At 51.6% G+C, this 22957-nt stretch carries 18 protein-coding genes and 1 pseudogene; 4 read left to right on the forward strand and 15 right to left on the reverse strand.

Features of this window, described 5'->3' with window-relative positions:
• Positions 1-4: 4 nt before the first annotated feature.
• The 7 genes from carA to ribF all read right to left on the reverse strand — a co-directional run bounded on the left by carA (position 5) and on the right by ribF (position 8461).
• Complete coding sequence (gene carA, locus BJJ97_RS01970; protein ID WP_095700654.1) at positions 5-1153, reverse strand: glutamine-hydrolyzing carbamoyl-phosphate synthase small subunit; 1149 nt, start codon at positions 1151-1153, stop codon at positions 5-7.
• Between the two features lie 446 nt (positions 1154-1599).
• Positions 1600-2421: a 4-hydroxy-tetrahydrodipicolinate reductase gene (gene dapB, locus BJJ97_RS01975; RefSeq protein WP_095992926.1), complete on the reverse strand. Its 822-nt coding sequence runs from the start codon at positions 2419-2421 to the stop codon at positions 1600-1602.
• 337 nt (positions 2422-2758) lie between these two features.
• A complete protein-coding gene (gene ispH, locus BJJ97_RS01980) occupies positions 2759-3709 on the reverse strand; it encodes a 4-hydroxy-3-methylbut-2-enyl diphosphate reductase (RefSeq protein ID WP_095700656.1) in 951 nt (316 codons plus the stop codon).
• The gene (gene fkpB / locus BJJ97_RS01985) at positions 3690-4163 is read right to left on the reverse strand and encodes an FKBP-type peptidyl-prolyl cis-trans isomerase (protein ID WP_039487132.1); all 474 of its coding nucleotides are present in this window, start codon (positions 4161-4163) and stop codon (positions 3690-3692) included. The genes ispH and fkpB overlap by 20 nt, the downstream gene beginning before the upstream one ends.
• Complete coding sequence (lspA, locus tag BJJ97_RS01990; protein WP_094371036.1) at positions 4163-4678, reverse strand: signal peptidase II; 516 nt, start codon at positions 4676-4678, stop codon at positions 4163-4165. The genes fkpB and lspA overlap by 1 nt, the downstream gene beginning before the upstream one ends.
• A complete protein-coding gene (gene ileS, locus BJJ97_RS01995; protein WP_095992927.1) occupies positions 4675-7488 on the reverse strand; it encodes an isoleucine--tRNA ligase in 2814 nt (937 codons plus the stop codon). The genes lspA and ileS overlap by 4 nt, the downstream gene beginning before the upstream one ends.
• Positions 7489-7519: 31 nt before the next feature.
• Positions 7520-8461 carry a bifunctional riboflavin kinase/FAD synthetase gene (ribF, locus tag BJJ97_RS02000; RefSeq protein ID WP_095992928.1) on the reverse strand — a complete coding sequence of 314 codons (942 nt, stop codon included), beginning with the start codon at positions 8459-8461 and terminating at the stop codon, positions 7520-7522.
• A gap of 425 nt (positions 8462-8886) precedes the next feature.
• On the opposite strand from ribF, the gene rpsT reads away from it, so the two are divergent.
• Entirely contained in the window at positions 8887-9150 is a 264-nt protein-coding gene (rpsT, locus tag BJJ97_RS02010) for a 30S ribosomal protein S20 (protein WP_010681770.1), read from the forward strand.
• A 93-nt stretch (positions 9151-9243) separates the two neighbouring features.
• Here rpsT and nhaR read toward each other — a convergent pair whose 3' ends face one another.
• From nhaR to dnaK, 4 genes are all read right to left on the reverse strand, one after another.
• Positions 9244-10149 carry a transcriptional activator NhaR gene (nhaR, locus tag BJJ97_RS02015; protein ID WP_095992929.1) on the reverse strand — a complete coding sequence of 302 codons (906 nt, stop codon included), beginning with the start codon at positions 10147-10149 and terminating at the stop codon, positions 9244-9246.
• Between the two features lie 32 nt (positions 10150-10181).
• On the reverse strand, positions 10182-11378 hold the full coding sequence (gene nhaA / locus BJJ97_RS02020; protein WP_095992930.1) for a Na+/H+ antiporter NhaA: 1197 nt from the start codon (positions 11376-11378) through the stop codon (positions 10182-10184).
• A gap of 287 nt (positions 11379-11665) precedes the next feature.
• Positions 11666-12802: a molecular chaperone DnaJ gene (gene dnaJ / locus BJJ97_RS02025; protein ID WP_095700661.1), complete on the reverse strand. Its 1137-nt coding sequence runs from the start codon at positions 12800-12802 to the stop codon at positions 11666-11668.
• 108 nt (positions 12803-12910) lie between these two features.
• Entirely contained in the window at positions 12911-14818 is a 1908-nt protein-coding gene (gene dnaK / locus BJJ97_RS02030) for a molecular chaperone DnaK (protein WP_095700662.1), read from the reverse strand.
• 482 nt (positions 14819-15300) lie between these two features.
• Between dnaK and satP the strand changes: the two genes are divergently transcribed.
• Positions 15301-15876 carry an acetate uptake transporter gene (gene satP / locus BJJ97_RS02035; protein ID WP_039487144.1) on the forward strand — a complete coding sequence of 192 codons (576 nt, stop codon included), beginning with the start codon at positions 15301-15303 and terminating at the stop codon, positions 15874-15876.
• Between the two features lie 103 nt (positions 15877-15979).
• Here satP and BJJ97_RS02040 read toward each other — a convergent pair.
• Positions 15980-17316: pseudogene (locus BJJ97_RS02040) on the reverse strand (MFS transporter).
• A gap of 122 nt (positions 17317-17438) precedes the next feature.
• The gene (gene mog, locus BJJ97_RS02045; protein WP_095992931.1) at positions 17439-18026 is read right to left on the reverse strand and encodes a molybdopterin adenylyltransferase; all 588 of its coding nucleotides are present in this window, start codon (positions 18024-18026) and stop codon (positions 17439-17441) included.
• A gap of 387 nt (positions 18027-18413) precedes the next feature.
• Between mog and BJJ97_RS02050 the strand changes: the two genes are divergently transcribed.
• Positions 18414-19502, forward strand: coding sequence for a GGDEF domain-containing protein (locus tag BJJ97_RS02050; RefSeq protein ID WP_095992932.1), 1089 nt, complete (start codon positions 18414-18416; stop codon positions 19500-19502).
• A gap of 76 nt (positions 19503-19578) precedes the next feature.
• Here BJJ97_RS02050 and tal read toward each other — a convergent pair whose 3' ends face one another.
• Positions 19579-20532, reverse strand: coding sequence for a transaldolase (gene tal / locus BJJ97_RS02055; protein WP_039487153.1), 954 nt, complete (start codon positions 20530-20532; stop codon positions 19579-19581).
• A gap of 313 nt (positions 20533-20845) precedes the next feature.
• On the opposite strand from tal, the gene yaaA reads away from it, so the two are divergent.
• Positions 20846-21619 carry a peroxide stress protein YaaA gene (gene yaaA / locus BJJ97_RS02060; protein ID WP_095992933.1) on the forward strand — a complete coding sequence of 258 codons (774 nt, stop codon included), beginning with the start codon at positions 20846-20848 and terminating at the stop codon, positions 21617-21619.
• A 46-nt stretch (positions 21620-21665) separates the two neighbouring features.
• On the opposite strand, the gene thrC is transcribed toward yaaA, so the two are convergent.
• On the reverse strand, positions 21666-22955 hold the full coding sequence (gene thrC / locus BJJ97_RS02065; protein ID WP_095992934.1) for a threonine synthase: 1290 nt from the start codon (positions 22953-22955) through the stop codon (positions 21666-21668).
• Positions 22956-22957: the final 2 nt, after the last annotated feature.

Genomic DNA, 22957 nt, shown 5'->3' on the forward strand with positions numbered 1-22957 from the left:
CTGATTATTTAGCTGAAGAACGGTAAGTCTGAATCAAGTCAATAAAGTGGTCGAACAGCGGCGCGGCATCGTGCGGGCCTGGGCTCGCTTCTGGGTGACCCTGGAAGCTGAACGCGGGCTTATCCGTGCGGTGAATCCCCTGAACCGTATGATCAAACAGGGATTTATGCGTGACGCGCAGCGTGGCAGGCAGGTTATTTTCATCAACCGCAAAGCCGTGGTTCTGCGCGGTAATCATCACACAGTTGTTATCCAAATCTTTGACCGGATGGTTGCCGCCGTGGTGACCCAGCTTCATTTTGATGGTCTTCGCACCGCTTGCCAGTGCTAGCAGCTGGTGACCCAGACAGATACCGAATACCGGAATATCCGTTTCCAGGAAGGTTTTGATCGCGCGAATCGCGTAGTCGCACGGTTCCGGGTCGCCCGGGCCGTTAGAGAGGAAAATACCGTCTGGATTCAGCTTCAGTACGTCCTCAGCAGGTGTCTGCGCGGGAACGACCGTCAAGCGGCAACCGCGATCCACCAGCATACGCAGAATGTTGCGTTTCACACCGTAGTCATAAGCCACAACATGGTAAGGCAGTTCGCTTTCGTTTTTCGCCGCAGGCAATTCGCCTTCCAGCGTCCAGCTTCCCTGTAACCAGCTGTAGCTTTCTGGCGTCGTCACTTCTTTTGCCAGATCCATGCCCTTCAGCCCTGGGAAGGCTTTCGCTTTCTCCAGCGCGACGGCGGCATCCGGCGCATCACCCGCAATAATGCAGCCATTCTGTGCGCCTTTTTCACGCAGCAGACGGGTCAGTTTACGAGTATCGATATCAGCAATGGCGACGATGTTGTTGCGTTTGAGGTATTCAGACAGACTTTCTTCACTACGGTAGTTGCTGGCAATCAGAGGTAAATCGCGAATCACTAGACCTTGAGCCTGTACAGAGGGAGATTCTTCATCGTTGGCATTGGCGCCGACATTACCGATATGGGGATAAGTGAGAGTGACAATCTGGCGGGAATAGGAAGGATCAGTAAGGATTTCTTGATAACCGGTCATCGACGTATTGAAGACCACTTCCCCCACTGCCGACCCTTCTGCCCCAATGGCCCGACCGTGGAATTGGGTTCCGTCTTCCAGAACCAATAGCGCTGACTTAATCAAAACACCCTCCAAGGAATAAACAATCACGTTATTTGCATATTAATTCAGATTTGAGTCACTAAATCAATGCAAAAACTACCTGTAAGGCCAATTTTTGGCAAATTGGGCGCATTTTAATGATGGTCTTCCCGATTGTCTACCCAAACCGCTTTTTTTCTCTTATTTTTATGCTTTACGAAATAAATAGTGGCCCACTGACGTAAAAACCCCTATCAACTTAGATAAGTAAACGGTTGCGATACAATATCGTTAAAATAAGGATAACAAATCGCCAGCAAAGGGTATTTCGGGAGTAACAAGGAAGAATTACCGCTAAAAAATCGAATTAAAAACAGATAAAAAGAAACAACAAGATAAAATTTACACGTAACAGGTAAAAATAAAGGTGATCTTAAAAATAACCACCTTTATCAGCTAGATATAATTTTATTACAAACAATTAAATACTATAAATCATCCAAAGAAAGCACATCTCTCATATCAAAAAGGCCACTTTCTTTCGAATTAATCCAGACAGCGGCTCTTACTGCACCATTGGCAAACGTCATACGGCTCGATGCCTTGTGGGTAATCTCAACGCGCTCGCCAATGTCAGCAAACATCGCCGTATGTTCACCGACAATATCGCCTGCTCGCACGGTAGCAAAACCAATGCTTTTCGGATCGCGTTCACCCGTATAACCTTCACGCGCGTACACGGCACAGGACTTCAGATCGCGTCCCAGCGCATCGGCGATCGCTTCGCCCATCGCCAGCGCGGTGCCCGATGGCGCATCCACTTTGTGGCGGTGGTGTGCTTCAATAATTTCGATATCAGTATAGTCGCCCATGACCTTGGCCGCTTTTTCCAGCAGCTTCAGCATGACATTAACGCCAACGCTGAAGTTCGCCGCAAACACAATCCCGATATCCTGCGCAGCCTGCTTAATCGCCGCTTTCCCTGCATCATCAAAGCCAGTTGTGCCAATAATCATGCCTTTACGGTGCTGACGGCAAAACGCCAGATGCGCTAAGGTGCCTTCTGGGCGGGTGAAGTCGATCAAAATATCGAAATCATTCTGCACGGCATCCAGGCTTTCATTCACGGTAATACCGCTTTTACCCAGCCCAGCAAGTTCACCGGCATCGCTTCCTATCAGAGACGAACCAGAACGCTCCAGCGCCGCGCCCAATACCACGCCGTCCATTTGCTCGATAGCCTGAATCAGCTGGCGTCCCATACGGCCGCCTGCACCTACAACCGCAATACGGATGGATGAATCCTTCATAATGTCTCTCTCTTTTTGATCCTGACGACATAAAAATAACATCAGGTTAACGGGCGCTGCACACTATCGCCAGCGGATTTACCGCTAGATTAGAAAATACTGTTTGAAGCCGCAGAAAATCAGCAAAACTGTCTAACCACAGACAGCAAAATGACGCATCAGAGCGATGAAAAACCGTAAGGTATTTGAAGATAAGCAGAAGTGGTCAAAATTAAAGCACATGGCATAACGCATAAAAATTCATTTTTATGCATTAACATTTTCATGAGTGAATATAGGGTGAGAAAACGGAAGGGGATAACTGCGGTAAGGCCAAAGCCCTACCGCAGAAACAGCATTAATCTACCTGTTTGACGTCAACACGCAGCTCTTTCGGCACTTCAAAGACGATGTTTTCTTCACGTCCCTGCATTTCAATTGCCACCTTGCCGCCTAATTCTTTCAGGCGCTGAATCACCTGTTGTACCAGAATATCCGGTGCCGATGCGCCTGCGGTTACCCCAACATGTGAAGCGCCCGCTAGCCATGATTCCTGGATATCTTCGGATGAATCAATCAGATAAGCCGCTTTCCCCGCGCGCTGTGCCAATTCAGCAAGGCGATTGGAGTTTGAGGAGTTTTTAGAGCCTACGACAAAAACGACATCCGCCTTATCCGACAAGTGGCGAACGGCTTCCTGACGATTGGTCGTGGCATAGCAGATGTCATCTTTACGCGGGCCGACAATCTGTGGGAAACGCTCACGCAAGGCATCAATCACCGCATAGGTATCATCAACAGAAAGCGTGGTTTGTGTCATAAAGCACAGGTTGCTTTCGTCTTTTACCTGTAGCTGCCAGACATCCTCAGGGGACTCTACCAGATACATGCCACCGTCCGCACTGCTGTACTGCCCCATCGTTCCTTCAACTTCAGGGTGCCCGGCATGCCCGATAAGAATCGCTTCTACGCCTTTCTTACTGGCTCTGGCCACTTCCATATGTACCTTGGTCACCAGCGGACAGGTGGCATCGAATACCGTCAGATCGCGGTTTTTGGCTTCATTACGTACCGCTTGCGAAACGCCATGTGCAGAGAAAATCAGAATCGCACCATCCGGCACGTCTTCAATCTGCTCAATAAAAATCGCGCCACGTTCGCGTAATCCGTTGACCACATAGCGGTTATGTACCACTTCATGACGGACGTAGATCGGCGTACCAAAAAGCTCCAGCGCACGTTCCACAATGCTGATAGCCCGATCGACACCGGCACAAAAGCCGCGCGGATTAGCCAGCAGGATCTGCATGAGTCACCTCCTGTTGTACGGGATCGATATCCAGCACTTCAAGATCGAAGGTAATCGCCTGACCGGATAGCGGGTGGTTGAAATCCACGGTGACCGACTCTTCGGTCACATCGCGGATAATCCCCGGCATATCATTTCCGGCAACGCCGCTAAACAGCATGATGGTGCCAACATCCGGCACACCGGTCTGGGCGAAATCACGACGCAAGAAGAACTGAATCAGGTTCGGATTGGTCGGCCCAAAGGCCGACTCCGGAGGCAGCGTAAACTTGCGTTTATCGCCACGCTTCAATCCCAACAGATGTTGTTCCAACGCGTCAGACAGGCTGCCGTCGCCAAGGCGAAACAGCGCTGGCTTGCCGCGTTCACGCGTAGATTCAGCCGCAGAGCCATCCTCTAGCGTCAGAATAAAATGCACCAGCAGCGCGCTGTTATGCTGAACACTCTCGGACATCAGTGACCCTTTTGCTTAACGGTATCAGTATCATCATGCGTACTGAAAAACCCTTCCAGTACGATGAGCGCCGCACCAATACAGATAGCGGTATCGGCAAGGTTAAAGGTAGCGAAGTGCCAGTCACCGACATAGAAGTCGATGAAATCGACAACAAATCCGTGCCATGTCCGGTCAAACAGATTGCCCAGTGCGCCGCCGATAATCAGCGAATACGCAATGTTATTGAGCCGCTGTTTGACGCTGCCACGGTACATCATCACCAGCAGTGCAACCACGATAGCAATCGCGATGCCAGCAAAGAACCAGCGTTGCCAACCGCCTTTATCCGCCAGGAAGCTGAATGCTGCGCCGTAGTTACGGGCGTAATGCAGATTCAGAGAAGGCATCACTGGTACCGTATCGCCCAGCGCAAAGTGGGCAAGGATCCACTGTTTGCTACCAAGATCGACAATTAAAACCAGTATCGCCAGCCAGAGCCAGCGCAGTCCACTCGAACAGATCTTATTCATCAGACAAATTTACGCTCTTCGCCGTTGCCGCCCACGTTAGTCGCACAGCGACCACACACTTCAGGATGCTCGGCATTGCTACCGATATCCGTTTCGTAATGCCAGCAGCGTGGACACTTGTGCCCTTCTGCCTCACTTAAGGCAATTTTCAGTCCGGTGAGTTCCGTTGCCTGCGCGTTATCCGGCGCATTTTCATAACGTTCCACCAGCGCTTTTGACGTCAACAGCGCAAAGTGCAGTTCCTGACGCAGCTGGCTCAGCTTGCCCGCCAGATTGGCATCGGCGTACAGCGTAACGGAGGCTTCCAGCGATCCACCGATACGCTTGTCATTACGCGCCTGCTCGATGACTTTGTTCACTTCGCTACGCACTTTCAGGACATCCGTCCAGAACGCATCGTTCATGGTTTCGGCGCTATCCAGCGCGAACAGACCGTCATACCACTCTTCGGTAAAGACGTACTGCGCACGCTCGCCCGGCAGGTAGTTCCAGATCTCATCCGCGGTGAAGGACATAATCGGTGCCATCCAACGCACCAGCGCTTCCGAGATATGGTATAGCGCGGTCTGGCAGCTACGGCGTGCCACGCTGTCGCTTTTTGCCGTGTACTGACGATCTTTAATGATATCCAGATAGAACGATCCCATCTCGATCGAGCAGAACTGCATCAGACGCTGTACGACACGGTGGAAATCATAGCTTTCATACGCTTCAAGGATCTCATCCTGCGCCGCTTTCGCACAGCTAACCGCCCAGCGATCCAGCACAACCATGTCTTCTGGTTTCACACTATCTTTCTGTGGATCGAACCCGTTCAGGTTCGCCAGCAGGAAACGTGCGGTGTTACGAATACGGCGGTAGGCATCGGCAGAACGCTTCAGGATCTCATCGGATACGGCGATTTCACCGGAGTAATCCGTTGAACCGATCCACAGGCGCAGAATGTCGGCACCGAGTTTGTTCATCACATCCTGCGGGCTGACGGTATTCCCGATCGACTTGGACATCTTGCGACCCTGACCATCAACGGTGAAACCGTGAGTCAGTACCTGACGGTAAGGTGCTTTGCCTTTGATCGCCGTAGAGATCATCAGAGAAGACATGAACCAGCCGCGATGCTGGTCAGAACCTTCCAAATACATATCCGCTTCATGGCCGCCAAATTCAGGGCGAACATCGACTACGGACGCGTGCGTCGATCCAGAATCGAACCATACGTCCAGCGTGTCTGGCACTTTGACGTAGTTGTCAGCGTCTGCGCCCAGCACGTCGGCCGGATCGAGATCCCACCATGCCTGAATACCATCAGCTTCAACACGTTTCGCTACCGCTTCGATCAGCTCTGCGGTACGCGGATGCAGTTCTTCCGTCTCTTTGTGGACGAACAGCGACATTGGCACGCCCCAGGTACGCTGACGGGAGATACACCAGTCAGGACGGTTGGCGACCATCGCTTCGATACGCGCCTGACCCCAATCCGGGATCCACTGCACGCCTTTAATTTCAGACAGCGACTGCTTACGCAGGCCTTTCTGATCCATGCTGACAAACCATTGTGGCGTCGCACGGAAAATGATCGGCGACTTATGACGCCAGCAGCACGGGTAGCTGTGCTGCAATTTCTCTACGTGCAGCAACATGCCTTTTTCACGCAGGATTTCAACGATCAGGTCGTTGGCTTTGAAAACGAATTTGCCATCCAGTTCAGGATAGGTGCCGCTCAGGTAGCAGCCGTTCGGCCCCACCGGGTTGGCGATTTCCAGATTGTATTTCTGGCTGATCACATAGTCGTCAGGACCGTGACCACCGGCGGTATGCACCGCACCGGTACCCGCATCCAGCGTCACGTGCTCACCCAGAATGGCAGGAACGTCAAAGCCCAGGAACGGATGTTTGAAACGCAGCAGCTCAAGATCCGCGCCTTTGCAGTCGCCCAGAACGATCCACTGGGTCACGCCTGCGCGCTTCATCACGCTTTCAACCAGATCGGCTGCCAGAATCAGCACCTGACCGTCAATCTGCACCAGCTGATAATCGAACTCTGCATTGAGTGAAATCGCACGGTTTGCCGGCAGCGTCCACGGCGTCGTCGTCCAGATCACCAGCGAAACAGGGCCGTCTACGCTACTCACGCCGAATTTGGCTACTACCGCGGCCACATCGCTGGCGTTAAACGCGACATCAATGGATGGGGAGGTTTTGTCGTAATATTCGACTTCCGCTTCCGCCAGCGCGGAACCACAGTCAGCACACCAGTGAACCGGCTTGGCACCCTTGTGCAGGTGACCGTTTTCAATGATGCGGCCCAGCGCACGAATGATGTTCGCTTCGGTTTTGAAATCCATCGTCAGGTAAGGACGATCCCAGTCACCCAGCACGCCAAGACGAATAAAGTCGGCTTTCTGACCCGCAACCTGCTCTGCCGCATATTTACGGCACTCAGCGCGGAATTCTGCGGCGCTGACTTTCTCACCCGGCTTACCGATCAACTGTTCTACTTTCAGTTCAATCGGCAGACCGTGGCAGTCCCAGCCCGGCACATAAGGGGAATCGTAACCAGACAGGCCTTTCGATTTAACGATAATATCTTTCAGAATCTTGTTAACTGAGTGACCAATGTGAATGTTGCCGTTCGCGTACGGAGGGCCATCGTGCAGAATGAAGGTCTTCTTTCCCTTCTTCGCATTGCGAATAATCCCGTACAGATCCTGCTCATACCAACGTTTCAGCATGTCAGGTTCGCGCTTGGCCAGATCGCCACGCATCGGGAACCCTGTTTCCGGCAAGTTCAGGGTAGTCTTATAGTCACTCATTAGATTCTCGATTTCGTTTCGGCTAGAAAAATTAAACCGGTGTCTTTAACCCGAAGAACGTCCGGGCTGTCACCACATCATCGGCGATTTGCTGTTTTAACGCATCGAGCGAAGCAAAACGCTGTTCATTACGGATCTTTTTACGCAGTACGACTTCAATATGACGACCATAGAGGTTCATCGTCACGTCCAGCAAATGCACTTCAAGCTGCTGGCGTTTGTCACCGTTTACGGTCGGACGCGTGCCAATATTGGCAACGCCCGGTAGCGGTTCTTGTCCCAACCCATAAACGCTGACGGCATAGACGCCGCTAACAGGGGAAACCTGACGTTTCAGCGGCAAGTTGGCGGTAGGGAACCCAATGGTTCGCCCCAATTCTTTGCCATGTTCCACGCGCCCGGAAATACTGTAAGGATGGCCCAACAGGCTTTCTGCCAGCTCAAGCTCATCGCGACTGAGCGCCTCACGTACGGCAGTGCTGCTAACCCGTTTGCCGCCGTTACAGAACGAATCGGTGCTGATGACATCAAATCCCGACTCACGCCCAGCCTTCTGTAATAACAGGAAATCTCCCTGACGACCAGCCCCGAAGCGGAAGTCATCCCCCACCACCAGAAACTTCACGCCCAATTTTTTCACCAGCAGGGAAGAAACGAACGTCTCGGCATTGTTGGCGGCAAAATGCGCATCGAATCTGACACACAGCAGATAGTCCACGCCGGCATGCGCCAGATATTTCACCTTGTCACGCAGACGCGTCAGACGGGCGGGCGCTTTTTCCGCAGCGAAGAGTTCCAGCGGCTGTGGTTCAAAAATCATGACCATCACTGGTAACCCACGAGCGCGACCTTCCTGCTTCAGTCGTTCAAGCAGCATTTGGTGTCCGAGGTGCACGCCGTCAAAATTACCAATAGTGAGCACACAGCCGTAATGGTGTGCCCGAAGATTGTGTATACCGCGAATTAGCTGCATGGCTGGCCCAGAACAAAGGGTTAATATTATGGAAATCGGCGGATTATACCTTGTACAGCGAGTAAGGTTAACCCGCGATTCGCGCCTTTTGCAGCCACCTTGTAAATCGTGCCAGTATTTGCGCGTTTTTTAGCGGAATCATCGATGGATGACGCCTATGCGCAGAATATCCAGACGGCGGACAGCACATGCAATCCGACTTTACCGATGACAGATAGGGCTTTATCAAATTCAGGATGAATTTATGATGCGAAAAGCTGTATTCCACCGCGTGAAGCTGCTAAAATCCTGCGCCATCACAACGTAACAAGTGTCGACGTACAAACGACGCTTATTTGCACAAATCCATTGACAAACGAAGGCTAAACGAGCATATTCCACGGCCTTTGAATTGTCCTCGATTGAATATATTTGGGAGTTGGACCTTGGCTAATATCAAATCAGCTAAGAAACGCGCCGTACAATCTGAGAAGCGCCGTAAGCATAACGCAAGCCGTCGCTCAATGATGCGTACTTTCATCAAGAAAGTATACGCGGCGATCGCTACTGGCGATAAAGAAGCGGCACAGAAAGCATTTAATGACATGCAACCGATCGTGGATCGCCAGGCTGGTAAAGGCCTGATCCACAAGAACAAAGCTGCACGTCATAAATCCAATCTGGTTGCGCGCATCAACGCCATGCAATAATCACGCATCTGCGTGTTGTTGCTAAGAAAAAACCGGCCTAGGCCGGTTTTTTTGCGTCTGTGATTTCATGACAAATGCTTATCTATCGTCTTACTACAGACCCGTTGCTCTGTCACAGAAGAGCGCTGAAAAATCCGCGTTACAGACGCGCTGCACCGCCGGGTGCTGGATCATTCTGGCTGCAAAAATCGCATAATATTCGTCCTGAATATTCTCAATCCTGCCGATCTCGACGATATCGCCCTGCTGGTAAATTTCATTGGCATACAGCGACGGTGCAACAAAAATCGCGTCGTTATTTATGCCGAACGCGGTCATCAGCGCCGCATCATCAAATTCGCCCAAAATAGTCGTCTGAATATTTTGCGCAGTAAACCAGTTCAGCAGTTTCCGTCCCAGCATGGTTCGCCGCCCGGGAATCAGCAGCTTACGTTGTTCAAGGCAGGCGGGAAAAGGCTGATCAGGCTGCGGACGTTTACAATAAAAGCTCACACCACATTCGCCCAGCTTGAGTGAAAACAGCCCTTCCTGCTGCGTCGAATCCACCGGACAATCCGACAGAATCATATCCAGCTTATGCTGGCTCAACTGCTCCAGCAGCATTTCGTGCGTCGACTCAAAACAGCGTAAATGGATATGTTCCTGTTCCGTTACGACCGTTTCGAGCACCCTGCTCACCAGCCGTTTGGACAGCGCATCTGCCACGCCGACATCGAATAACAGGTTCGATTCTTTGCGGTAGTTCACAATATCCAACATTTCCTGGCTAAGCTGGAACATGCTATCCGCATAGCGAAAAACAAGCTGCCCCAGCTCCGTCGGTTCCAACCCGCGTCCCTTACGCTTGAAAAGCTTGCCCTGTAAACGCTCTTCCAGGCATTTGATTTGCCCGGTAATGGTCTGCGGCGTTAAGAACAGCGTCTCTGCTGCACCGGCAACGGATCCCGACTTATAAACCTGCCAGAAATAATAGAGATGATTAAAATTCAAATGAGACACACCCGCCCCCTCTTCGCGCCTCCGGCATAGCATCAACCCTTACACGGTTGCATCGCCTTGTCCAGCGTAGGCAGCACGCCGCGTAGCGCCAGATAGCCAAGCAGCGCCGCCAGCCCCGATGCCAGCAGAATTCCCAGCTTGGCATAGGTAATCAATTCCGCGTCGCCGCCGGAGAAGGCCAGTAGCGTAATGAATATCGACATGGTAAAGCCGATACCGCACAGCACTGACACCGCCACGATCTGGCTAAAGCAGACGCCAGCAGGCAGACGCGCGTAGCCCAGTCGGATAGTTAGCCAACTGAATAAGGTAATGCCCAGCGGTTTACCAATCAGCAACCCGGCGGCGATACCAAGGCTCAAAGGGGAAAACAGTTTTTCCAGCACAATCCCCTGCAACACAATACCTGCGTTCGCGAAGGCAAACAGCGGAATAATCAGAAACGCGACCCACGCTTGTAAGCCATGTTCCAACGTGGTTGCCGGAGAAGATTCGCCGTTGGACGTGCGCAAAGGAATAAAGAATCCGACAATCACCCCAGCTAACGTCGCATGAACGCCACATTTTAGAATGCAGACCCACAAGACGATCCCCACCAGCAAATAGGCGGAGGTTTTACCAACCTGCTGCCGGTTCATATAGGCCAGCGCCGCAATCGCCAGCACTGCACCGCCCAGCGCAGGCCAGAAGATCTGCTGCGTATAAAACAGGGCAATGATCAGGATCGCCCCCAGATCGTCAATGATCGCCAGCGCCAGCAGGAAGACTTTCAGCCCAGCGGGAACTCGTTTGCCCAATAGCGTCAGCACACCAATGGCGAACGCGATATCTGTCGCCGCGGGAATCGCCCAGCCAGCGCGCGTCACCTCATCATTGGCGTTGAAAAGCAGAAAGAGCAAAGCAGGAAAAACCATTCCGCCTACCGCAGCCGCCAGTGGCAGCATTGCCTGTTGACGGCTGGCTAACGAGCCTTCGACGAGCTCGCGTTTCACTTCCAGACCAATCAGCAGGAAGAAAATCGCCATCAGGCCATCGTTAATCCACAGCAGCAGGTTCTTATTGATTTCCAGTGCGCCAAACCGCATTTCCACCGGCATCATCAGGAATTGTTGATAGCCAGCGGCAGTCACAGACCAGTTGGCAAACGCGATCGCCAAAACCGTTGCCATCATTAGCATCACACCAGCGGCGGCATCCAATCGAATAAAGCGACGAATCATTGTTATCATTGACTTAATCTCCCATCAGGCACGAACGCCAGTACCGTGCGCTCGCTTTCTTGCTGGCAAGATTACGTGACCTAACCACTCGTTAAAAGTAGATTAAAACTGGCTTAATCATCGTAAAAAACGATCTATGGAATAGAGTGTATCTAGAGAGGAAGGAATCAAAAACGTCGGTAGAATTTTTCAACGTTGCGCAGTAACGGCCGCAAGGTAGCGTACAAGGATGTCCGTCATAAAAAAACCGGCAGGTTTACCCCACCGGTTTCTTATCACGCGTTAACGACAAACCATTAACGGGTTAAATCATCGAAAAATTTCTTCACGCCATCGAAAAAGTTTTTCGAGCGTGGGCTATTTCTCTCGCCAGACGGGCCACCAAAGCTCTCATCAAGCTCTTGCAGCAGTTGTCTTTGACGCTCGTTCAGGTTAACTGGCGTTTCTACAACCACACGGCACAGCAGATCGCCCTGCGCACCGCCACGTACCGATTTCACGCCTTTGCCACGCATACGGAACAGTTTCCCGGTTTGCGTTTCCGCAGGCACTTTCAGCTTCACGCGGCCATCCAGCGTCGGGACTTCAATCTCACCGCCTAATGCTGCCATCGCAAAATTGATCGGCACTTCGCAGTACAGATTGTTTTCTTCACGCTGGAAGATCGGGTGCGCTTTAACCTGCACCTGAACGTACAAATCACCTGACGGTGCGCCGTGCTCGCCCGCTTCGCCTTCACCAGACAAACGGATACGGTCGCCCGTGTCCACGCCAGCCGGAATTTTCACCGACAGCGTTTTGCTCTTCTCTACGCGACCATGACCGTGGCATTTAATGCACGGATCTTTAATGATCTTGCCGCGACCATGACAGTGTGGACACGCCTGCTGCACGGTAAAGAAGCCCTGACGCATCTGAACCTGACCATTACCATGACAGGTCGGACAGGTGATCGGGGAGCTACCCGGCTTCGCGCCGTTGCCGTGGCACACATCACACTCTTCGAGTGCGGGAATACGGATCTCTTTGGTGACGCCACGTACCGCTTCTTCCAGCGTCAACTCCATGTTGTAGCGTAAATCGGATCCACGGCTCGCGCGCTGACGGCGACCGCCGCCAAAAATGTCTCCGAACACGTCGCCAAAAATATCACCAAAATCGGCACCGCCGCCGCCAAAGCCACCGCCGCCTCCGCCCATACCACCTTGCTCAAACGCCGCGTGACCGTACTGATCATAGGCTGCGCGTTTTTGCGAATCGATAAGGATTTCGTAGGCTTCTTTGATCTCTTTGAACTTGGCTTCTGCCTCGTTATCACCAGGATTACGGTCCGGGTGGTACTTCATCGCCAGACGCTTGTACGCTTTCTTTATTTCGCGCTCATCCGCGTTTTTAGCAACGCCCAGGCTTTCGTAATAATCTTGCTTCGCCATTTCTTTTCCTGCCCCTCAACATGCATGCACGGGCGCAGAGTTTCCTCGACGCCCGTGCTGATTGCCAGCAGTAGCTTTGTGACAGCTACTGCGCCCGCTCAAGGGCGATTACTTTTTATCTTTGACTTCTTCAAACTCAGCATCAACGACATCGTCGTCGCGACGAGCAGAGGCATCATCAGCGGCACCTTCAGCACCTGGCTGTGGCTGAGACGCTTCCAGCAGCTTGCCAGAAACCTGAACCAGCGCCTGAATTTTCGCTTCGATTTCTGCTTTGTCTTCGCCTTTCAGCGCGCTTTCCAGCGCTTTCAGTGCATCGTCAATCGCAGTTTTATCATCAGCGGCCAGTTTGTCGCCCACTTCTTCCAGCTGCTTACGCGTGCTGTGCAGCAGGTGATCGCCCTGGTTACGAGCCTGAACCAGCTCTTCAAACTTACGGTCAGATTCCGCATTCGCTTCTGCATCACGTACCATTTTCTGGATTTCTTCTTCGTTCAAACCAGAAGATGCCTTGATAGTGATTTTCTGCTCGCGGCCGCTGTTTTTGTCTTTCGCGGAAACGTGCAGGATACCGTCGGCGTCGATGTCGAAGGTCACTTCGATCTGTGGCATACCGCGCGGCGCAGCCTGAATACCATCCAGGTTAAACTGACCCAGAGATTTGTTGTCATGCGCACGCTTACGCTCACCCTGCAGAACATGGATCGTTACCGCAGACTGGTTGTCTTCCGCCGTCGAGAACACCTGACTGTGTTTAGTCGGGATCGTCGTGTTTTTGGCGATCAGCGGAGTCATCACGCCGCCCATGGTTTCGATACCCAGAGACAGCGGGCTTACGTCCAGCAGCAGAACGTCTTTCACGTCACCCGACAAGACACCGCCCTGAACCGCAGCACCGATAGCAACGGCTTCGTCCGGGTTCACGTCTTTACGTGGCTCTTTACCGAAGAAGTCAGCGACTTTCTTCTGTACCAGAGGCATACGCGTCTGACCACCAACCAGAATCACGTCCTGAATTTCAGAAACGGACAGGCCAGCATCCTGCAACGCCACTTTCAGCGGTTCCAGAGAACGGTTTACCAGCTCTTCTACCAGTGATTCCAGTTTCGCACGCGTCACTTTGATGTTCAGGTGCTTAGGACCAGTAGCGTCCGCCGTGATGTACGGCAGGTTAACGTCGGTCTGCTGTGCAGAAGACAGCTCGATCTTGGCTTTTTCTGCGGCTTCTTTCAGACGCTGCATGGCCAGTGGATCGTTGCGCAGGTCGAAACCTTGCTCTTTCTTAAATTCGTCAACCAGATAGTTGATCATGCGGCTATCGAAGTCTTCGCCACCCAGGTGGGTGTCACCGTTGGTCGCCAGAACTTCAAAGGTTTTTTCGCCATCAACTTCGTCGATTTCGATGATGGAAATATCGAACGTACCGCCGCCCAGGTCGTAAACGGCGATAGTGCGGTTACCGACTTCTTTATCCAGACCATACGCCAGCGCTGCTGCGGTTGGTTCGTTGATGATACGTTTGACTTCCAGACCCGCGATACGGCCAGCATCTTTGGTTGCCTGACGCTGCGCATCGTTGAAGTAAGCGGGTACGGTGATAACCGCTTCGGTGATCGTCTCACCCAGATAGTCTTCCGCCGTTTTCTTCATTTTTTTCAGCACTTCAGCTGAAATCTGCGGCGGAGCCATTTTCTGATCTTTCACTTCCAGCCATGCATCGCCATTATCTGCCGCGATGATTTTGTACGGCATGATGTTGGCATCACGCTGAACTTCTTCGTCTTTGAAACGACGGCCAATCAGGCGCTTGATAGCAAACAGTGTATTTTTCGGGTTGGTCACTGCCTGACGTTTAGCCGGTTGGCCAACCAGAGTTTCACCATCTTGCGTATAAGCAATGATTGAAGGCGTGGTGCGATCGCCTTCGCTATTTTCCAGTACTTTTACCTGAGTACCGTCAATAATCGCGACACAAGAGTTGGTTGTACCCAGGTCGATACCAATAATCTTACCCATCTAAACATCTCCACTAAAAAGTCATATTCGGTGTGGTGGTTAAACCTACTGTGCGGGCGAAATGCCATTTTTCAACAAGATTTCTCGTTTTCCAACGACACACCCTCGTTTTTCATCAGCAGCACACGTTTCATTTTCATGCTAACCACCGATGTAACGGCCCGACACACGCCTTTGCGGCAGGTCAAACTGTTTCGGTTGGAAATAAGATGGGGCCAACATTTCTATCATCAAGGGGGAAGATGAAAAAAAATGACCTTTATCCCTCGTACGATCAAACTATTCTGCCGTCCCCATGTTGTGTCCGTTCCAAACGCCCGATATGATGCCGCGCCCGCCACAGAAATGGGGACATTTCCCTACATAATGGCTGGCAATAACACCTAAACGACACCTATCCCAACGTGATTGGCGCACTCGCTAACCTTAATGCCGCGCCCGACGCGAAGGGACTATTAATAATCTGTTATTGCAGAGGATTTATGAGCACGAACACGTTGGCAAATCCTGGTCCATTAGGACTGATGGGCTTCGGGATGACCACTATTCTGTTGAACCTGCACAACGCAGGCTTTTTCCCACTTTCTTCCATCATTCTCAGCATGGGTATTTTCTACGGCGGCATCGCCCAGATTCTGGCTGGCCTGCTGGAATATAAAAAAGGGAATACGTTTGGCGTGACCGCATTTACGTCTTATGGCGCATTCTGGCTGACGCTGGTTGCCATTCTCATGCTGCCAAAAATGGGTCTGGCGGAAGCCAGCGATGCGCAGTTCCTTGGCGTGTTCCTTGGCCTGTGGGGCGTCTTCACGCTGTTTATGTTCTTCGGCACCTTCGGCACTAACCGCGCCCTGCAATTTGTCTTCGGCAGCCTGACCGTGCTGTTTGCGCTGCTGGCCGTGGGTAACTTTACTGGCAACCACGCACTGCTGACCTTCGCGGGTTACGAAGGCATCATCTGTGGCGCTAGCGCGATTTATCTGGCCATGGCTGAAGTGCTGAACGAGAAGTTTGGCCGCACCGTACTGCCAATTGGTGCTCGTGGCGCGTCTCACTAAGTTCTGACGTAATATAAGTACTGCGTTACATGCTAACGAGCCCTGTCAGATTGACAGGGCTCGTTTGTTTTTGATGACGTGCTATTTTCTGATAACAGCGGGCTTAAACCTCGACGGGCGAACGATCGCGCGCGTCGCTATCGGCCGAAGCACGCGATTCCGCATCCAGATCGCGTTGCAAATAAATACCCAACAGCAATCCCACGGCAGCCAGCGTCAGAACATAGAAGGCCGGAGCCATCGGCGTCGCCTTCATAATCAGCGTCACGAAAACGGGCGTCAGGCCACCGAAAATAGCGTAGGAAACGTTGTAGGAAAAAGAAATCCCAGAGAACCGCACCGCCGCCGGGAACGCCCGCACCATGACATACGGTACGCCGCCCACCACACCAACGCTGAGCCCCACAATCGCATAGCTGACAAAGAGCAACGTCGTACTGCTTGCCGCCGAGCTATAAAAGAACCAGCTACAGGCAGCCAGCGACAGGCTACCCACAATAAACAGCTTGCTGGCACCGAAGCGGTCAACGAGTAACCCCGCGCCGACGCAGCCAACCATCAGCGCAATCGTTGCCAGACAGTTCGCCTGCAATGCCAGCGCAGCAGGAATGCCGTGAACTTTTTGCAGGTAGGTCGGTGCCATCAGAATCACGACGACAATGCACGCAGACAGCAGCCAGGTCAGCAGCATGGAAACCACAACCGCACGTTTATGATTTAAGACGACAGATTTCAGCGGCAGCTCTTCCGCCAGCTTTTTCTGCTCACGCATTTCCATAAAAATGGGGGTTTCCTGCAACCAACGGCGCAGATACATAGCGACAAGACCGAATACCCCGCCAATAAAGAACGGCAGACGCCAGCCGCCGCCCGACATCTGCTCTGGCGTGAGCACCGTGTTCAGCAACGTCGCGATCAGCGAACCCAACAGAATTCCCATCGTCAAGCCGGCAGTCAGCGTACCGCAGGCAAACCCAATACGGGCGCGAGGCACATGCTCCGCAACGAAGACCCATGCGCCGGGGACTTCCCCACCGATTGCGGCACCTTGCAGCACGCGCATTAACAGCAGTAAAAGCGGGGCCGCAATGCCAATAGCTTCATAGGTCGGCAGCAAGCCCATTGCCAGCGTCGGTAACGCCATCAGCAATATGCTCAGGCTGAACATTTTCTTACGTCCGCTCTTGTCGCCAAAGTGGGCCATGATGATGCCCCAAGCGGGCGGGCCAGATAGCCTGCGGCGAAAATACCGAACGTCTGTACCTGCCGCAGCCATTCAGGAATATCTGGTGGGAAAAAGAGGTCGCCAATCACGGCGGCAAAGAAGACGAAAATAATAAAATCGTAAAACTCTAACGCGCCACCCAGCGCAGCCAGAGACAGCGTTTTATAGTCCTGCCGGTTCAATCGGCGAGGATGGGCGTGTTGATCCTGAGTCATAAGTTACCGTGCATTGCCAGAGTGAGAAAAACATCACCGCAGTGTGTAAAGTAGAAATTACTATAGCGGCAAAATTTTTATACACCAGCAAAGCTGAATCTTATGTTTCAAATCGCCTAACTTCAGTCTTTTATTTCGCGCACGGCATTTTTAGGGCGAAAAGCTGCTACCACATCCGCATTGGTTTCAATATAAGGGCCTTCCAGCAGCTGGATACAATACGGTACGCTGGCAAAAATACCGGCCACAATCACCTTGCCATCTGCATCTTTTAAGCCTTCCAACGTTTCCTTAATTGATTTGGGTTGTCCTGGAAGATTAAGAATCAGCGCCTGTTTACGCAGCACGCCCACCTGACGGGAAAGAATCGCAGTAGGAACGAAGCGCAGACTAATCTGACGCATTTGTTCGCCAAACCCTGGCATTTCTCGATCGGCAACGGCCATCGTGGCATCCGGCGTGACATCACGACGTGCGGGCCCTGTTCCTCCAGTTGTCAGCACCAGATGACAGCCGCGTTCATCAACCAGTTCACACAGCGTTTGTTCAATCATCGGCTGTTCATCCGGCACCAGCCGGGTTTCCACTTCAAAAGGCGTGGTCAGAGCGCTGCGGAGCCAGGATTCCAGTCCTGGGATGCCTTTATCCTGATAAACCCCGCCGGAAGCGCGATCGGATACAGAGACCAAGCCAATACGCAATACGTTCATAAGCACCTCAGTTTAAACAAAACACCAATTTTATCAGGATATTGACGACTTTTAGCAAACAATTAGCTCTCATGAGGAAATTCACACGATGTTCGTTATCTCACGCGAGTGCGGCATGACATTTGATAATAATTATTAAATAGCGTCTCAAAAAAATTAAAGGATAACTTAAATTAATAATAACGCGACGCAATTAAAATTTAAGAATAGCTGGCGAATAAAAAAGATCGCCTACCTATTAAGAGCAGGTGAAATAAGCCGATAGATTAAAGAGAAAAGGATGATATCCACCACGACAGAACATCACGTTAAATCAAATAATATGATAAAATTAAAGCACTTCTTTAGTATCACAATAAGTAAAAAAGCCCTATCAAGGAAGTCGCCATGAACGATCTTAAGTATAAGATACTTAAACTTTTTGCCCATCCGACATACGCTTTTCTTCTGTTCGGGGCGATTTCTTTTATCTTCACCATCATTATTATGCATGAAGCCAACAAGTCGACTTGGAAAACAGAACGGATAAATCTCGATACCGCGATCAAAACCTACGGTTCCTACACCAACAGCGGTGAAGTAACAGAAAGCGATATGATTCGGCAATCCGGTACTTATTTATTGTCACGTACCAGAACATTTGCCTTTAACACGCGGGATTCGCGTAGCGAATGCATAAACAAGCTTTCCTCTTCCGATCTCAACTTCAACGATATGGCCGTTATTCGCACCTGCCAAAATAAACTGCCCTCGATCGGGGACTATGCAGGTAAAAACACGCTGACAATTATTTTCCCTATTCTGTCGCCAACCGATGAATTGCTGGGTATCTGGATAAGAACGACGTCAGAAAATCCACCGCCATCATTTGTCCAGACACTGTTTTCCCTGTCCTCACTTCTCGTTATTACTGGCAGCGTGATGCTCTTCGCTATTTTAGGCAGCCTGCTGTACGTGCTGACGAAAAAATATTTGGTGGAATTACCCATCATCGCGCGATATGACGATCTCACCGGTTATTTACGGCGAGACGCGTTCTTTCTGGCCGCCAATAAAGCCTTTAGTATCGCCAACCTGACCAAGCGCCCCGTTAGCGTCATTCTGATCGACATCGACTACTTTAAGCAGGTGAATGATAGCTTTGGCCATAGCGTCGGGGATGATGCGTTGAAGTTTGTTGCCGACACCTTCAAGAAATCATTTCGCCGTGAAGATATTTTTGGCCGGATTGGCGGCGATGAATTTGCGATCGTCTTACCGAATATCGGATTAGACGATGCGTACACCATCGTGGACAAAGCAAGAGAACGTGTTAGTGACACACCTTGTGAAACAGCCGCTGGGGCTATCAGGCTGACGGTCAGTATTGGGCTGGTTGAATACTATATCGCTGGGGAAGATCTCAGCGAGGTCATGAAGCGTGCCGATGATAATCTTTATATCGCGAAGAAAACCCGTAACGCGACGGCGAAATAGCCCGATTCCCGTTACAACGCCGTACTACAGACAAAAAAATAGCCGGAATTCCCGGCTATTTTTATCAGCAGAATGCTTACAGTAAATCTGCAATCATCTTTTCCAGTTTTTCCTGGTCGATAGCAAACTTACGGATCCCATCGGCCAGCTTATCAATCGCCATTGGATCCTGGTTGTGCTGCCAGTAGAACTCAGCTTCCGTCATTTTCGCCGGACGGACTTTCACTTCACCGACGTAAGACAGCTTGCGGACGATCTCGCCTTCGCTTTCTGACAGCTCTTTCAGCAGAGCAGGTGCAATCGTCAGGCGGTCACAACCGGCCAGTTCCAGAATCTCACCGACGTTACGGAAGCTCGCACCCATCACGACGGTTTCATAACCGTGCTCTTTGTAGTAGTCGTAGATTTCGCTAACGGAAACCACGCCTGGATCTTCATGCGGCGCGAATTCTTTCTTATCGCCATTGGCTTTGTACCAGTCAAGAATACGACCAACGAACGGAGAAATCAGGAACACGCCCGCTTCAGCACAAGCGCGCGCCTGTGCAAAGGAGAACAGCAGCGTCAGGTTACAGTTGATGCCTTCTTTTTCCAGCTGCTCCGCCGCGCGGATGCCCTGCCAGGTGGAAGCCAGTTTAATCAGGATGCGCTCGTTGCTGATGCCTGCGTCGTTGTACAGCTTGATCAGGTGTTTTGCCTTCGCCACGCTGGCTTCGGTGTCATAAGACAAACGCGCATCCACTTCTGTGGAGATGCGGCCTGGGATCAATTTTAAAATTTCGAGACCGATATTGACCGCCAGTTTATCCGTGGCATCCACGACCTGCTGTTTGCGATCGCTGCTCTGCTCACGCGCCCAGGCAATTGCCTCGTCGATAAGCTTGCGGTATTCAGGAATTTGCGCAGCGTTCAGAATCAGTGAAGGGTTAGTGGTCGCATCTTGCGGCTGGTACAGTTTCATTGCCGCAATATCGCCGGTATCAGCAACAACCGTGGTCAGTTGGCGTAGGGAAGTCAGTTTATCCGTCATGTTGGCATGTCTCGTTGTTTATACGTGGTGCTCGTGAATGAAAATAGCTCGTATATGAATCGACTTGTTATCTAATCTGGTGGCCATCTGTTTTGCGCCGAAATCTGATAATAACACGCGCACTTTCCCGTGCAAGCCAGCCTTTTCCCACTCGCCCCTGCAACAGCGGTTACACGCCGATAAGACGCCATATTTTCCCCTTCCCGAACGCACTGAGGCGTGAAAGACGAGGCGTATTATAGCTATCGCCGTTTTCTTACTGCGTTCTTGCTATAGTAGGCTCATCAGAAATCAGACCGACAGGACATGGCGCATGCTTATTACTATTTCACCCGCAAAAACGCTCGACTACACCAGTCCTTTGGCAACGACGCGTTATACCCAGCCGGAACTTTTGGACTATTCCAGCCAGTTGATTGGCGTGTGTAAAAAACTGACGCCAGCACAGATCGCTTATCTGATGAGCATCAGCGATAAACTGGCTGACCTGAATGCAGGCCGCTTTAGCGATTGGCAGCCGGATTTCACGCAGGAGAACGCGCGTCAGGCGCTGCTGGCGTTTAAGGGCGACGTCTATACCGGATTGGCCGCAGAAGATTTCAGCGAGGATGATTTCGATTTCGCCCAGCAGCATCTGCGTATGCTGTCAGGTCTGTATGGCGTGTTGCGTCCGCTGGATTTGATGCAGCCGTATCGGCTGGAAATGGGCACCAAGCTGGAAAATAAAGCCGGTAAAGATCTCTACAGTTTCTGGGGCGACACCATTACTGAAAAGCTGAATCAGGCGTTGCGCGATCAAGGCGACGATGTGCTGGTTAATCTGGCATCGGACGAATATTTCAAAGCTGTTAAACCGAAAAAGCTTAATGCCCGTCTGATCAAACCCGTCTTTTTGGATGAGAAAAACGGTAAGTTCAAGGTGATCAGTTTCTACGCCAAGAAAGCGCGCGGTCTGATGAGTCGCTTCATTATTCAAAACCGCCTGACTCAACCGGAGCAGTTGAAAGCGTTTAATCTGGAAGGTTACGGCTTCGAAGCAGCAGAATCTTCGGCTGACGAGCTGGTGTTTAAGCGCCACGAACAGTAAACAAAAGAAGGGAAACAGGGCGGAGTATTCCGCCCTTTCAATCGATTTATTCTGGCAGTGACATCAGGAACTCACGCAGCTTCGCGAAATCATCCGGGAAGTAGTGCGACAGCAGATCCAGATCGGCGCGCTCAGCCAGCGCTTCCGGCAGATCCAGCTTTTTGCCCAGAATGTCTTCTACGTTTTCCTTGAATTTCGCCGGGTGTGCCGTGCCCAGGAACAGACCGAACTCACCGGCTTGCAGCTGATCGCGCAGCAAACGGTAAGCAATCGCAGCATGCGGCTCTGAGAGATAGCCTAGCGCATCCAGCTCATGCATAGTTTCTTTCGTAGTCTCATCGCTCACCGCACCAAAGCCCAGCGTTTTCAACTGCCAGTTCTTACGGCGGAACAGCTCTTCCACACGCGGCCAGTTGTTCGGCTGGCTTACGTCCATCGCGTTGGATAACGTTGCCACCGTTTTATTCGGTTCCCATTTTCCATTGATCAGGAAGCGCGGTACCGTGTCATTGGCGTTAGTCGCCGCGATGAAGCGCTTAATCGGCAGACCCAACGATTTCGCCAGCAGGCCAGCCGTCAGATCGCCGAAGTTACCACTCGGTACAGAAACGACCAGTTGGTTACGGGCTTCCTGCGGCAGCTGTGCAACAGCTTCAAAGTAGTAGCAGATTTGCGCCAGCAGACGGCTGATGTTGATGGAGTTCGCTGAGTTCAGGCCAATCGCCTTTTTCAGTTCTTCATCATCAAACGCCTTTTTCACCAACGCCTGACAGGCATCGAAATCGCTGTCGATAGCGATGGTGTGAATGTTGCCACCCAGCGTACAGAACAGTTTTTCCTGCAACGGGCTGATCTTGCCCTGCGGATACAAAATCACGACGCGGACATTTTCCAGACCGTAAAAGGCGTGCGCCACAGCGGCACCGGTGTCGCCAGAGGTCGCCGTCAGAATAGTGATTTTTTCATCGCCAGACACTTCCGTCAGCATTTGCGCCATAAAGCGGCCGCCGAAGTCTTTAAAGGCCAGCGTCGGACCGTGAAACAGCTCCAGCGCAGCGACATCTTCCGCAACTGGCGCGATAGGTGCAGGGAATGCAAAGGCGGCTTTCACACGCTCGAACACGGTTTCAGCCGCGATCTCGTCGCCAATATACGCAGACAGAATACGGCTGCTGCGGGTGACAAAATCCAGATCCAGCAGGGCGTCAATTTCGGTGCGCTCAAATTCCGGCAGTTCCAGCGGGAAGAACAGCCCCTGTTGGCTACCCAGCCCTTGCTTGATAGCCTGAGCAAAGCTGACCTGCTCGTTATGATCTTTAAGGTTGTACAGTTTCATGC

The sequence above is a fragment of the Pectobacterium polaris genome (genome assembly GCF_002307355.1).
In the GTDB taxonomy this organism is placed as follows: Bacteria; Pseudomonadota; Gammaproteobacteria; order Enterobacterales; family Enterobacteriaceae; genus Pectobacterium; species Pectobacterium polare.

Bases quoted from the DNA above. Each gene is read 5' to 3' on its own strand.
- dapB (WP_095992926.1), bottom strand. From the start codon at position 2,421: ATGAAGGATTCATCCATCCGTATTGCGGTTGTAGGTGCAGGCGGCCGT.
- ispH (WP_095700656.1), bottom strand. From the start codon at position 3,709: ATGCAGATCCTGCTGGCTAATCCGCGCGGCTTTTGTGCCGGTGTCGAT.
- fkpB (WP_039487132.1), bottom strand. From the start codon at position 4,163: ATGTCCGAGAGTGTTCAGCATAACAGCGCGCTGCTGGTGCATTTTATT.
- ileS (WP_095992927.1), bottom strand. From the start codon at position 7,488: ATGAGTGACTATAAGACTACCCTGAACTTGCCGGAAACAGGGTTCCCG.
- ribF (WP_095992928.1), bottom strand. From the start codon at position 8,461: ATGCAGCTAATTCGCGGTATACACAATCTTCGGGCACACCATTACGGC.
- nhaA (WP_095992930.1), bottom strand. From the start codon at position 11,378: ATGATAACAATGATTCGTCGCTTTATTCGATTGGATGCCGCCGCTGGT.
- dnaJ (WP_095700661.1), bottom strand. From the start codon at position 12,802: ATGGCGAAGCAAGATTATTACGAAAGCCTGGGCGTTGCTAAAAACGCG.
- dnaK (WP_095700662.1), bottom strand. From the start codon at position 14,818: ATGGGTAAGATTATTGGTATCGACCTGGGTACAACCAACTCTTGTGTC.
- satP (WP_039487144.1), top strand. From the start codon at position 15,301: ATGAGCACGAACACGTTGGCAAATCCTGGTCCATTAGGACTGATGGGC.
- mog (WP_095992931.1), bottom strand. From the start codon at position 18,026: ATGAACGTATTGCGTATTGGCTTGGTCTCTGTATCCGATCGCGCTTCC.
- BJJ97_RS02050 (WP_095992932.1), top strand. From the start codon at position 18,414: ATGAACGATCTTAAGTATAAGATACTTAAACTTTTTGCCCATCCGACA.
- tal (WP_039487153.1), bottom strand. From the start codon at position 20,532: ATGACGGATAAACTGACTTCCCTACGCCAACTGACCACGGTTGTTGCT.
- yaaA (WP_095992933.1), top strand. From the start codon at position 20,846: ATGCTTATTACTATTTCACCCGCAAAAACGCTCGACTACACCAGTCCT.
- thrC (WP_095992934.1), bottom strand. From the start codon at position 22,955: ATGAAACTGTACAACCTTAAAGATCATAACGAGCAGGTCAGCTTTGCT.